The sequence below is a fragment of the Nonomuraea sp. NPDC052265 genome (assembly GCF_044547985.1).
GTDB lineage: Bacteria > Actinomycetota > Actinomycetes > Streptosporangiales > Streptosporangiaceae > Nonomuraea.
This window is the reverse complement of record NZ_JBIUBJ010000004.1, coordinates 651,355-663,637: the sequence shown is the minus strand read 5'-3', so window position 1 is coordinate 663,637 and position 12,283 is coordinate 651,355. Positions and strand designations below refer to the sequence as shown.

General features: G+C 71.2%; 13 protein-coding genes. 10 read left to right on the top strand and 3 right to left on the bottom strand.

Translation table 11 applies throughout. The features are described from left to right. Positions 1 to 8: 8 nt before the first annotated feature. On the bottom strand, positions 9 to 314 hold the full coding sequence (locus ACIHAD_RS16675; RefSeq protein ID WP_397355321.1) for an urease subunit gamma: 306 nt from the start codon (positions 312 to 314) through the stop codon (positions 9 to 11). Between the two features lie 9 nt (positions 315 to 323). Continuing rightward, positions 324 to 1,256, bottom strand: a complete 933-nt coding sequence (locus tag ACIHAD_RS16670) for an urea transporter (RefSeq protein ID WP_397355320.1) — start codon at positions 1,254 to 1,256, stop codon at positions 324 to 326. Positions 1,257 to 1,478: 222 nt separating this feature from the next. Between ACIHAD_RS16670 and ACIHAD_RS16665 the strand changes: the two genes are divergently transcribed. The 4 genes from ACIHAD_RS16665 to ACIHAD_RS16650 are packed head-to-tail and all read left to right on the top strand — an operon-like array spanning position 1,479 to position 5,497. Continuing rightward, positions 1,479 to 2,696 carry an ammonium transporter gene (locus tag ACIHAD_RS16665; protein WP_397355319.1) on the top strand — a complete coding sequence of 406 codons (1,218 nt, stop codon included), beginning with the start codon at positions 1,479 to 1,481 and terminating at the stop codon, positions 2,694 to 2,696. Beyond that, entirely contained in the window at positions 2,696 to 3,088 is a 393-nt protein-coding gene (locus ACIHAD_RS16660; protein ID WP_397355317.1) for a fluoride efflux transporter FluC, read from the top strand. The genes ACIHAD_RS16665 and ACIHAD_RS16660 overlap by 1 nt, the downstream gene beginning before the upstream one ends. Beyond that, a complete protein-coding gene (gene crcB, locus ACIHAD_RS16655) occupies positions 3,085 to 3,462 on the top strand; it encodes a fluoride efflux transporter CrcB (protein ID WP_397355316.1) in 378 nt (125 codons plus the stop codon). Before ACIHAD_RS16660 ends, crcB begins: the two co-directional genes overlap by 4 nt. Positions 3,463 to 3,484: 22 nt before the next feature. Then, positions 3,485 to 5,497: an APC family permease gene (locus tag ACIHAD_RS16650; RefSeq protein WP_397355315.1), complete on the top strand. Its 2,013-nt coding sequence runs from the start codon at positions 3,485 to 3,487 to the stop codon at positions 5,495 to 5,497. Here the strand turns inward: ACIHAD_RS16650 and ACIHAD_RS16645 are convergent. Beyond that, the gene (locus tag ACIHAD_RS16645; protein ID WP_397355314.1) at positions 5,494 to 6,144 is read right to left on the bottom strand and encodes a heme oxygenase (biliverdin-producing); all 651 of its coding nucleotides are present in this window, start codon (positions 6,142 to 6,144) and stop codon (positions 5,494 to 5,496) included. The two genes, ACIHAD_RS16650 and ACIHAD_RS16645, sit on opposite strands and share 4 nt — an antisense overlap. A 255-nt stretch (positions 6,145 to 6,399) precedes the next feature. Between ACIHAD_RS16645 and ACIHAD_RS16640 the strand changes: the two genes are divergently transcribed. Genes ACIHAD_RS16640 through ACIHAD_RS16615 form a run of 6 tightly spaced genes read left to right on the top strand, consistent with a single transcriptional unit; the run spans position 6,400 to position 12,233 of the window. Beyond that, the gene (locus ACIHAD_RS16640) at positions 6,400 to 7,236 is read left to right on the top strand and encodes an STAS domain-containing protein (protein WP_397355313.1); all 837 of its coding nucleotides are present in this window, start codon (positions 6,400 to 6,402) and stop codon (positions 7,234 to 7,236) included. Further along, positions 7,236 to 7,601: an STAS domain-containing protein gene (locus tag ACIHAD_RS16635; RefSeq protein ID WP_221762408.1), complete on the top strand. Its 366-nt coding sequence runs from the start codon at positions 7,236 to 7,238 to the stop codon at positions 7,599 to 7,601. Before ACIHAD_RS16640 ends, ACIHAD_RS16635 begins: the two co-directional genes overlap by 1 nt. Positions 7,602 to 7,609: 8 nt before the next feature. Continuing rightward, positions 7,610 to 7,993, top strand: a complete 384-nt coding sequence (locus tag ACIHAD_RS16630; RefSeq protein WP_397355388.1) for an anti-sigma regulatory factor — start codon at positions 7,610 to 7,612, stop codon at positions 7,991 to 7,993. Continuing rightward, positions 7,981 to 8,982, top strand: coding sequence for an ATP-binding protein (locus ACIHAD_RS16625; RefSeq protein WP_397355312.1), 1,002 nt, complete (start codon positions 7,981 to 7,983; stop codon positions 8,980 to 8,982). Before ACIHAD_RS16630 ends, ACIHAD_RS16625 begins: the two co-directional genes overlap by 13 nt. Further along, the gene (locus ACIHAD_RS16620; protein WP_397355311.1) at positions 8,969 to 10,651 is read left to right on the top strand and encodes a hybrid sensor histidine kinase/response regulator; all 1,683 of its coding nucleotides are present in this window, start codon (positions 8,969 to 8,971) and stop codon (positions 10,649 to 10,651) included. The genes ACIHAD_RS16625 and ACIHAD_RS16620 overlap by 14 nt, the downstream gene beginning before the upstream one ends. Then, positions 10,644 to 12,233, top strand: a complete 1,590-nt coding sequence (locus tag ACIHAD_RS16615) for a SpoIIE family protein phosphatase (RefSeq protein ID WP_397355310.1) — start codon at positions 10,644 to 10,646, stop codon at positions 12,231 to 12,233. The genes ACIHAD_RS16620 and ACIHAD_RS16615 overlap by 8 nt, the downstream gene beginning before the upstream one ends. Positions 12,234 to 12,283 lie beyond the last annotated feature (50 nt).

Genomic DNA, 12,283 nt, shown 5'->3' with positions numbered 1-12,283 from the left:
CGGCGGTGTCAGCCGCCGATGGGGTCGTGGCAGGAAACGAGCTTGGATCCGTCCTTGAACGACGCCTCGACCTGCATCAGCTTGAGCATTTCGCGCACCCCGGGCATGACGTCCCCGGCGCCGAGCACCTGCTTGCCGAGCTCCATGCACTCGGCCACGGTCCGGCCGTCCCGCGCCGCCTCCAGGACCGCGACGCTGATCAGCGCCACGGCCTCGCTGTAGTTCAGCTTCAGGCCGCGGTCGCGGCGCTTGGCGGCCAGGTCGGCGACCACGTAGATCAGCAGCTTGTCGATTTCGCGCGGTGCGAGGTTCATGAGCTCTCCTTAGGTGGACGCGCGCCGGACGCCGGAGAACGCCGGGACCGCCGCCAGGAAGATCCAGGTGACCAGGACGAACGGCCAGGTCAGGGTGTGCCCGCCGACCGGCGCGAACAGATGGCCGACGAACGCCGTCAGCACGGTGGCCGACACCACGCCGGCCAGGGCGTACAGCAGGCCGAGGGCGGTCGGCACGACGAACGCGCAGCACAGCGCGATGGCGGTGAGCACCGCGTTGTAGCCGTACAGGCCGGCGCCGATGTCGGCCGCGGGCGCGCCGAGCAGCACGGCCACCACGATCCCGACGGCGCTGGCGGCCAGCGCGGCCACCGCGACCCGCCAGCCGGCGAACGCCAGGCCGATCAGGAAGATCAGCCCGACGTACCACTTGCCCTGGAAGAACACCTGGCCGACGCCGTTGAGCAGGCCCTGCCACAGGTCCGGGAACGTCACCGTGGTCCCCGGGGACGTGGCCGACGGCGGCGCCGCCAGGGTGTGCCCGCGCCAGACCCGCTCGTAGGACGGGCCGCCGACCACCATGATCGTGGCCACCACGCAGAACGGCGCGGTGAGCCCCGGCAGGCCGTGCGGCCCGAGCAGCGTCTTGAGCGCCGACGTCAGGACGCTGCCCATGATCGCGCCGACGACGACCAGCAGCAGCGTGATCCACCGGGCCTGGAAGTACAGCACCAGCGCGACGCCGATCAGCGTGCCGTTGAAGCCTTCGAGCCCCGCGGTCACGCTCTCCCGCGGCGCGCCGAGGAACCAGGCGGTGAGCGTGCCCACGGCGGCGCCGATCAGGCCGAAGAGCGCGAACCGCCATCCGGCGGCGAGCAGCGCGACGACGAAGCAGATCGCGGTCCCCAGGTTGTTCTGCAGGTCCACCTGGCTGACGCCGCGGAGCGTGGCGAGCGGCAGGTCGGGCATCTCGGCGCGCATGTCCGCCTGCCTTTCTCACCGGAACCGGGTCGACGAGCGACAACATTCCCCGGCGCCGGCGGACCACGCGGCGGCGGCGGTTCGATGGACATTCTTTGCAAAGGCCGTCGAGGACTAAGAGTGCCCCAACAATGGACAGGCCCGGCAAAGGCGCTTGACCAGGGCGTTTTGCGCACACTCCGGCCGATCATCCTGTCTGGGGACAGGAAGCGAGGTCGAGCGATGCCACCAGGGCTCAACACCGGGGATTCGGCCTGGGTGCTCGTGAGCGCCGCCATGGTGCTGCTCATGACGCCCGGCCTGGCCTTCTTCTACGGCGGCATGGTCCGCGCCCAGAACGTGCTCAGCATGCTGTTCATGAGCTTCGTCTCGATAGCCCTGGTCACGATCCTGTGGTTCGGCTACGGGTACGGCCTCGTCTTCGGCCCCGACGTGGGCGGCGCCGGCGTGATCGGCTTCGGCGACCTGCGCTTCTCCGACATCACGCCCACGATGCTGCACGGCCGCGTCCCCACCTACGCCTTCGCGCTGTTCCAGCTCACCTTCGCCATCATCACGGTGGCCCTGATCAGCGGATCGGTCGCCGGCCGGACCCGGCTCGGGCCGTGGATCGTCTTCTCCGTCGTCTGGGTGACGCTGGTGTACTTCCCGATCGCGCACTGGGTGTTCGACCGGCAGGGCTGGATCAGCCGGTGGGGCGTGCTCGACTTCGCCGGCGGCCTGGTCGTCGAGCTGAACTCCGGCATGGCCGGCCTGGCCCTGGCCCTCGCGCTCGGTCCCGGGGTGCGCTTCCGCAGGAAGGAACCGCCCCGGCCGAGCAACATCCCGTTCGTCATGCTCGGCCTGGGCCTGCTGTGGTTCGGCTGGTTCGGCTTCAACGCCGGCTCGGCCATGGCCGACGGGAGCATCGCGGTCAACGCCTTCCTGACCACCATGATCGCCGGGGCCGCCGGGATGCTCACCTGGCTCGTCCTGGAGTGGTTCCGGTACCGGCACTTCACCCGGCTCGGCTCGGCCACCGGCGCGCTGGCCGGGCTGGTGGCCATCACGCCGTCCTGCGCCTTCGTCAACGCCGAGGGCGCCCTGATCATCGGCATCGTGGCCGCCGTCGTGGTGTCGTTCGCGGTCACCTGGAAGCTCGTCCTCGGCTACGACGACACCCTGGACGTCGTCGGCGTGCACGGCGCGGGCGGCGTCGTCGGCACGGCGCTCATCGGCCTGCTCGCGACCGGCGTCAGCGCCACCAAGACCAAGGGCCTGCTGTACGGCGGCTCGATCGAGCCGCTGCTCAAGCAGATCGCCGCGATCATCGTGGTCGGCCTCTACTCCTTCATCGTCACCTACCTCATCGGCCGGATCGTGGACCGGGTCTGCCGGATGCGCGAGACCGAGGCAGAACAGCTCGCCGGCACCGACGTGCAGCTCGGGACGGAGGACTGATGGCCGCCACCCGGCACCCGGCCCGCGCCCTCGCCCTGGTGGGGGTGGGCGGCGGCGTCGGCGCGGTCGCCCGGCACCTGCTCACCCAGACCCTGATGGGCGCCGACCACCCGCTGCCCTGGCCCACGCTGGTGGTCAACGTCGTCGGCTGCCTGCTGATGGGCCTGCTCACCGGCGAGCTGACCCGGCACCCGCTGCACCGCATGCCGGTCAAGGCGCTGCTCGGCACGGGCTTCCTGGGCGGCTTCACCACCTTCTCGCACCTGGTGGACGGCGTCCGCGAGCTGACCGTGGGCGGCGCGGCCGGTTGGGCGGCGGTCTACCTCGTGCTCAGCGTCGTCCTGGGCCTGCTGGCCGTCTGGGCCGGGCTGAAGCTGGGCGGCCGGCGATGATCCTCGTCCTGGTCGTCTTCGTCGGCGGGCTGATCGGCGCGCCCGCCCGCTACCTCGTGGACGCCGGCGTCACCAGGGCGGCCGGCAAGGCGATGCCGTGGGGCACGCTGGCCGTCAACGTCATCGGCTCGGCCGTGCTCGGCGTCCTGATGGGCATCGCCTCGCGCGGCTCCCTGCCGCCGGCCGTGCTGTCGCTGGTCGGCACCGGGTTCTGCGGCGCGCTCACCACGTTCAGCACCTTCAGCACCGACACCTGGAAGCTGCTGGCCGCCGGGTCCACCGGCCGGGCGCTGGCCAACATCGCCATGAACCTGGTGCTCGGCCTGGCCGTCGTCAGCCTCGGATACCTGCTCGGCAGGGCGCTGGCCGGCTGACCGGAAGGAGGCGGGAACGCCCATGACCGTCGCCTCCCCGTGGGAGCGGGCCAAGCGGGCCCTGGTCGGCCGGCCGCTGCGGACCAAGCACCTGGAACGGCAGCTCCTGCCGAAGCGGCTGGCGCTGCCCGTCTTCTGCAGCGACCCGATCTCGTCGGTGGCGTACGCGACCGAGCAGATCATCATGGCCCTCACGCTGGGCGGCCTCGCCCTGCTGCACGTGACCGGCTGGATCGCGGCGGCCATCGTGGCCATGCTGGTGATCATCATCGTGTCCTACCGGCAGACCTGCTACGCCTACCCGGGCGGCGGCGGCGCGTACGTCGTCAGCCGCGAGAACCTGGGCGTCAACGCCAGCCTGGTCGCCGCCAGCGCGCTGCTGGTCGACTACGTGCTGACCGTGGCCGTCTCCGTCGCCGCGGGGGTGGACGCCATCACCTCCTACGCGCCCGGCCTGGACCGCTGGTCGGCGCCCCTGAGCGTGGCCTGCGTCGCGCTGCTCACCCTGGTCAACCTGCGCGGCACCCGCGAGTCCGGCCGCGGGTTCGCGGTGCCCACCTACGCCTTCATCGCCTCGGTCTACCTGATGTTCCTGGTCGCCGCCTGGCGGCTGCTGACCGGCGAGCGCCCCCGTGCGATCAGCGCCGGCTTCACCATCGAACCGCTCTACCAGCCCGTCGGCTTCGTGGCGGTCTTCCTGGTGCTGCGCGCCTTCGCCTCCGGCTGCACGGCGCTGACCGGGGTGGAGGCGGTCAGCAACGGCGTGCCCGCCTTCCGCCGGCCCAAGAGCAGGAACGCGGCGAACACCCTGGCGATCATGGGCGTGCTCTCGGTCACCATGTTCTCCGGCATCACCGTGCTGGCCCTGCTCACCCACGTACGGATGACCGACCCCGACCACCCCGGCAGGCTCGCCGGGATGCCCGCCGGGTACGTCGAGCCCACCGCCCTGGCCCAGATCGGCGACGCCGTCCTCGGCCGCGGCGTCCTGTACGCCTTTCTCCAGGCCAGCACCGCGGCGATCCTGATCATGGCCGCCAACACCGCCTACAACGGCTTCCCCATGCTGGCCTCGATCCTGTCCGCCGACTCCTACCTGTCCAGCCAGCTCCACAAGCGCGGCGACCGGCTGGTCTTCAGCAACGGCATCCTGCTGCTCGCGACGGCCGCGGCCGTGCTGCTCGTCGTCTTCGACGCCAACAGCTCCCGGCTCATCCAGCTCTACATCATCGGCGTCTTCATCTCCTTCACGCTGAGCCAGGCCGGCATGGTCCGGCACTGGCAGCGCACCGGCTCGCGCTCGCCCGGCGTGCGGTGGCGCCAGGCCGTCAACGCGACCGGCGCGACGGTGACCGCCGCCGTCCTGGTGATCGTCCTGGTCACCAAGTTCATGAACGGCGCCTGGCTCGTCTGCCTGGCCATTCCGGGGCTGTTCGCGCTCATGAAGGGCATCAGGCGGCACTACGACCACGTAGCGGCGGCCACCACCCCCGACACGCCCGTCGAGCTGCCGGGCGGCGCCCACGCCATGGTGCTGGTCTCCCGGCTGGGCAGCCCCGCGCTCCAGGCGGTCGCCTACGCCGAGGCCACCCGCCCGGCCGGGCTGGAGGCCGTGCACGTGTGCACCGACGAGGAGGTGACCCGCGAGCTGCGCGAAGGATGGGAGCGGTACGCCCCCTCCTCCGTGCCGCTGACGATGATCGAAGCGCCGTACCGGACCACCGTGGGCCCGATCCTGCGGCACGTACGCGACCGGCTGGCCCTGGACCCCGGCCACATCGTGATCGTCTACATCGTGGACTACGTGACCGGCCGCTGGTGGGAGCCGGCCCTGCACAACCGGCTGACCGCCCGGCTGCGCGACCAGCTGCTGCTGGTTCCCGGGGTCATGGTCACCCTGGTGCCCTACCGGCTGGCCTCGGGCCGACGCCGCGCCGAGCGCCGCCCGCGCCAGCCCACGCGCCTGGCCGTCCTGGCCATGCAGCCGGCCGGCGACGACACGGCCCGCGACGACGGCCCGGCCGACGACGGTTAGGCGGCGGCCCTGACGACGTGCATGAGCTCGGCCAGGACCTCGGTGTTGAGCTGGTAGGCCAGCCGCACCTCGCCGATGATCCGCCGCCGCTCGCGCTCGTCGAGCTGCGCGCCGAGGGCGTCGAGCCGCGCGCGGTACTCGGTCTTGAACCGCGGCAGGCTGCCCACCTCGTCGAAGATGTAGAAGTCGACGCCTCCGCCGGGCTGGTAACCGAAGATCTTCTGCAGCTCCATGCGGATGAACTGGCCGCCCGACAGGTCGCCGAGGTAGCGGGTGTAGTGGTGGGCGACGTAGCCGCCGGGCCAGGTGGCCATCTGCTCGATGCGGGCCTGGAGGGTGCGGGTGGCCTTGGAGGGGGTGACGCGCTCGCGCCAGGCGGGGCCGTAGATCGTGGCCAGGTCGCGTTCCAGGGCGGGTTCGCGGTACAGCTCGGGGAAGACGAAGCGGCCGGCGACCGGGTGGGCGGCCAGCTCCTTCGAGACGCCGTCGAGCGCGAGGTAGGCGAAGTAGTGCTGGGCGACCATCTCGCCGTACTCGTGCTCGCTCAACCGGCCGCCCATCAGCTCGGCGAGGTAGCCCTCGGACTCGGCCGACTCGTGATCGCCCCAGGTGGCGGCCCTCAAGGTCTCGGAGAAAGACGTCGTCACAGCACTTCCCCAACTCGCGCGAATGTTTCTGACACAGTGTCACAAACCCCCGGAGACTCCGTCAAGGCGATGGCGACAGCATGTCAGCAAAACTCGCCTCGTCGTTCACCTACCCAGGCAGGGGGAGCTCAAGAGGTCACGCCCGACGGGGGCGCCCGTCGCGTACAGTGGCGGACGTCAAACGGTCCGCTACCTGGAAAAATCGCTCTAACATACGTTGACACCGTCACTCGCTAGCCAACCCCGGAGTGATCCTTGACCGTCCAAGCCGACGTCGCCAGGCGACGCGTAGAAGAGCTGCTCCGGGAGCACGAGGAGCAGATCCTCGCCCGCTGGGTGCAGCTCGCCAAGGCCCCGTCGGGAGAGCTCTTCGACATCTACCGGGCCCTGCGGTCCGCGCTCGACCAGGGCATGGGAGACCTCGCCGACGTCCGCGGCCTGCTCGCGGAGCTCTCCCGCACCCGCGCCCGCGCGGGCCACGCGCCCGCCGACACCGCCCGTGCCATCTTCGGTCTCAAGGAGGCCCTGTACGAGGTCGTCGAGACCGACGGCGAATCCGAGGCCCTGCGCGGCTTCCTCTGGTTCTCCCGGCTCATCGACGACCTCGGCCTGCTCACCTTCGAGACCTTCGCCGACGCCCGCGAGAAGATCATCCTGGACCAGGCCGAGCAGTTGCTCGAACTGTCCACCCCGGTGGTCAAGCTCTGGGACGGCATCGTCGCCGTCCCGCTGATCGGCACCCTCGACTCCGCCAGGACCCAGGTCGTGATGGAGAAGCTGCTGCAGACCCTGGTCGACACCGGGGCCGAGCACGCTGTGATCGACATCACCGGCGTGCCCGCCGTGGACACCCAGGTGGCCCAGCACCTCCTCAAGACCGTGGTGGCCGCCAGGCTGATGGGCGCCGAATGCGTCATCTCCGGCATCCGTCCGCAGATCGCGCACACCATCGTCACCCTCGGCATCGAGTTCGGCGACATCGTCACCAAGGCGTCGCTGGCCGACGCGCTCGCCCACGCCTTCAGGCGCAGCGGCGTGCAGGTGACCCAGTCGCGCAACGCCCGCATCGCCGTACGGGCGGAGGACGCCTGATGGACCGGGTGCCCGTCCTCAAGCTCGGCGACATCCTGATCGTCTCCATCCAGATCGACCTGGAGGACCAGAGCGTGCTGGCCCTCCAGGAGGACCTGGCCGAGCGGGTCGTCGCCACCGGGGCCAGAGGCGTGATCATCGACATCACCGCGGTGGAGATCGTCGACTCCTTCATCGGCCGCATGCTGGCCACCATCGCCACCATGTGCCGCATGCTGGACGCCCAGACCGTGGTCGTCGGCATGCGTCCCGCGGTGGCGATCACCCTGGTCGAGCTGGGCCTGTCGCTGGGCGGTGTGCGTACGGCCCTCAACCTGGAGAAGGGAGTGGCGCTCCTCGACCACGTCAGGGGCGCCGCCACGTGACCGAGACGATGACGATCGCGGGCAGCGCGGACGTCGTGATGGTGCGGCAGATCGTGCGGACCCTCGCGATCGAGGCCGGATTGTCCCTCGTCGACCAGACCAAGATCGTCACGGCGGCCAGTGAGCTGGCCCGCAACGCGCTCGTCTACGCCGGCGGCGGCGACGTGCGCATCGACCTCGTCGAGAACGGCAGGAAACGCGGCCTGAAGCTGATCTTCAGCGACGAGGGCCCCGGCATCCCCGACCTGGACAAGGCGCTCACCGACGGGTTCACCACCGGCGGCGGGATGGGCCTCGGCCTCGGCGGCTCGCGCCGGCTGGTCGACGAGTTCGACCTGATCTCCGCTCCCGGGAAGGGCACGACCGTGACGGTGACCAAATGGGCCAGGTGACCCCGGCCTGGGTGCGCGCCGAGGACCCCAGTGCCGTCGGCGCCGTCCGGCGGCGGGCGGTCGAGCTGGCCGAGGCGGCCGGCTTCGGCACCACCCGCACCGGGCAGATCGCCGTGGCCGTCAGCGAGGCCGTGTCCAACCTGGTCAAGCACGCCGTGGAGGGCGTCGTCCTGGTCCGCCCGCACCCCGAGGACCCGGCCGGCGTGGAGCTCGTCGCGGTGGACAAGGGCCCCGGCATGGCCGACGTGGCCCGCGCCCTGCGCGACGGCTACTCCACCTCCGGCACGCTCGGCATCGGGATGGGCGCGATCGCCCGCATCGCCACCGGGTACGACGTTCACTCGGTGCCCGGTATGGGCACTGTGCTTGTCATGCATTTCACCGCTGAGGGCACGCCCGGCCCGCCGCTGCGCGCCAGCGGCCTCACCCGGCCGATCGGCGAGGAGGTGAGCTGCGGGGACGGCTTCGCCATCGCCGAGAACGGCGAGACGACGACGGTGCTGCTGTGCGACGGGCTGGGTCACGGCCACATCGCCGCCGTCGTCGCGCATACCGCCGTCGAGCTGTTCCAGCAGGTCCACGACCAGGAGCCGGTGTCGATCCTGGAACACCTGCACCGCGGGCTCGGCGGGACCCGCGGCGGCGCCGTCGCGGTGGCCAGGGTCGGGCCGGACACCGTCACCTACGCCGGGCTCGGCAACGTCTCCGGCTGGGTCGCCGACGCGGCCGGCCGGCAGGGCATGATCTCGTTGCCCGGCATCGCCGGCCACCAGGGACGCACCCTTCGCCAGTACGAGTACCGGATCCCTCCGTACGCCACCGTCGTCATGCACTCCGACGGCCTGACCGACCGATGGGACCCCGGGAACGTGCCGGGGCTGTTCGCGCGCACCCCCGCGGTCATCGCCGCGGGCCTGCTGCGCGAGGCCGGCACCAGGCGTGACGACGCCTGCGTGGTGACGGTGAGGCCCGGCGATGGCGGGAGCTGAGCTCATCAGGGTCAGGCTCGACATCGACCAGGACGTCTTCGTCCTGCGCCGCGTCGGCCGGGCCGCCGCCGAGCTGGTCGGGTTGGAGTCGCAGGACCAGATCAGGGTTGCCACCGCCCTCAGCGAGGTGGGCAGGGAGGCGTTCGGCAAGGGCGCCGCCGCCGTGATCACGCTCGGCCGGGACGTGCTCCTGATCACCATCCGGCACACCCGGCCGTCCGGCTTGGACCGCTCCGAAGGCGTGACGCTGGCAGGCCGGCTCGTCGACGACATCACCCTCGGCGACGGCCACATCACGATCACCAAGCGGCTCCGGCCGCGCGTGGCCGCCGTCCCGCTGGAGGCCATCCGCGCCGACCTCGCCAAGCTGGCCCCGATCAGCGCGCTGGAGGAGCTGAGCGAGCAGAACAGGGAGCTCGCCGAGACCCTGGAGGACGTGCTGCGGCTCAACTCCGAGCTGCAGGAGACCAACACCGGCGTGCTGGCCATGTACAACCAGCTCTCGGCCGAGCTGGAGGAGACCAACAGGGGAGTCGTCGCCCTGTACGCCGAGCTGGACGAGAAGTCCGCCCAGCTCCGCGAGACGATCGAGGCGCGCAACCGCTTCTGGGCCACCGTCAGCCACGAGCTGCGCACCCCGCTGAACTCCGTCATCGGCCTGGTCCGGCTCCTGACCGGCCCGGGCGGCGAGCCGCTGACCCAGGAGCAGACCCACCAGATCGGGCTGATCGGCGACTCGGCGAAGACGCTGCTCGAACTCGTCAGCGAGCTGCTCGACATGGCCAAGGCCGAGTCCGGCCGCCTGGACCCGCAGCCCACGCTGGTCAACCTGGCCCGGATGGCCGGGCAGCTGCACGTCACGATGCGCCCGACCAGCGAGCGCCTCGGCGTGACGCTGAGTCACGAGATCGCGCCGGAGGCCACCGAGCTGTACGCCGACGAGAGCATGCTCATCAGAATTCTGCGTAATTTGCTCTCGAACGCGCTCAAATTCACGCAAAGCGGGCAGGTAGTGCTGGCCGCGCATGCCGACGAAGCCAAGAGCGAGATCGTCATCACGGTCACGGACACCGGCATCGGCATCTCGGAGGAACACTTGAGGCGCGTGTTCGAGGACTTCTACCAGGTTCCCGGCTCGCTGCAGGTCAGGGCGAAGGGCACCGGCCTCGGCCTGCCTTACGCGCGCAGGCTCGCCGAGGCGCTCGGCGGCACGCTGGAACTCACCAGCACCCAGGGCGAGGGCACCGCCGCCACCCTGCGGCTGCCGCACCAGAGCGGCACGCCCGAGGTGGAACGCGTACTGATCGCCGACGACGACGAGGTGTTCCGCGCCAGCGCCCGCCGCATGCTCTACGGCTTCACCGTCCACGTGGACGAGGCCGCCGACGGCGCCGCCGCGCTCGACGTGATGGCCGCCTCCCCACCCGACGTGATCCTGGTCGACCTGCTCATGCCCCGCGTCGACGGCCACGTGCTGCTGCACCAGATGGCCGAGGACGAGCGGCTGAGCGACATCCCGGTCGTCATCGTGACCATCGCTCCGCAACACGCCCCGGGCAACCGGCCGGTACTGTCCAAGCACGGGCTGCGCAGGGAACAACTCCTGCAGGCGATCCGCAGTGCCCGCCAGGGCGAGAACGGCGGTGCTGGAGAGGACCAGAATGTCTGAGTCCGCACGTGTGCTGGTGGTGGACGACACCCCCACCAAGCGCTACATCCTGTCGAGCTGGCTGCGCCGGTCGGGGCACCAGGTGCTGGAGGCGAGCGGTGGTGAGGAGGCCCTCGGCATGCTCGTCGGCGGCCAGATCGACCTGGTCGTCCTCGACGTCCGCCTGCCCGACATCGGCGGCTACGAGGTCTGCGAGCTGATCAAGGCCAATCCGGCCACCGCCTCCATCCCCGTCATCCAGGTGTCGGCCAACGCGATCACCCCCGCCGACCGCACCGAGGGGCTGGAACGCGGCGCCGACGCCTACCTGAGCGAGCCCATCGAGCCCACCGAGTTCGCCGCCACCGTCGAGGCCATGCTGCGCTACTACCGGGCGCGCTGGCGGGCCGAGCTGATGGCCGAGCGCCTGGCCAAGCTCGCCGAGGTGACGCTGCGGATGAACGAGGCCGAGACGTTCGACGAGCTGCTGACCGTGGCCGTCGAGGGCACGGCCGAGCTGCTCGGCCGCTACTGCGGCACGCTCGCCATGCTGCCCGACGGGCGGGTGCGGCGCTTCCGCGCCCGGCCGGGCGAGCCCGCCGGCGCCCAGCCCGCCGCCCCCGACGTGCTGGACCGCCTGTCGGAGCTGGCACTGAAGGACGCGGCCAGGGCACGGGTGTTCACCCTGGCCACCAGCGAGTGGCAGGGCCTGCTGCCCGACGTGCGCGCCGAGGACTCCACCACCGGCGTGCTCTGCCGTACCAAGAACTCCCCGTCGCCGGTCTACCTGGGGGTCGAGGCCGTCGTGCCGCTCGACGCCGACGAGGTGAACCTGCTGCGCCAGCTCGGCCAGGAGCTGGCGCTGGCGCTGGGCGCGCTGCGCGCCTACACCGAGGAGCACGACATCGCGCTGACCCTGCAGCGCAGCCTGCTGCCCAGCCGCATCCCCGAGGTGCCGGGCCTTCAGGTCGCGCTGCGCTACCAGCCCGCCGTGGACAACGTCGAGGTCGGCGGCGACTTCTACGAGGTGCTGCCGGTCGACGGACGCGTCCTGGTCGCGGTCGGCGACGTGGAGGGCCACTCCCTGCACGCCGCGACCGTCATGGCCGAGGTGCGCCACGCCCTGCGCGCCTCGCTCATCGCCCAGGTGGACCTGAGCGCGTCGCTCGACCTGCTCAACCAGATGATGCGGCGCTACCACCGCGGCCTGACCGCGACCGTGTGCCTGATGCTCATCGACCCGGCCACCGGCGAGATCGAGCTGGCCAACGCCGGGCACATGCCGCCGCTGTTCGCCGGGCCCGGCAGCTCGTACCACACGCTGGGCAACCTGCTGCTCGGGGCGGTGCCCGAGCGGTACCAGGTGGACCGGCTGAAGCTGCCGCCCGGCGGCACGATGATGCTGTTCACCGACGGGCTGCTGGAGGACCGGCACGTCCTGCTCGACGACAGCATGGAGAAGGCCAGGCAGCTCGCCGAGACCGTCGAGGACGACCTTGAGGACTTCGCCGAACGCATGCTGGCGGCGTTCGGGGCGCGCGAGGACGACGTGGCACTGGTCGTCGTCCGCCGCACCCTCGACGCCGACTCCACGGGCGCCTAGCGACGCCTAGGACGCCCGGCGACGCCTTTGACGGTGCTCAGCGACGCCTG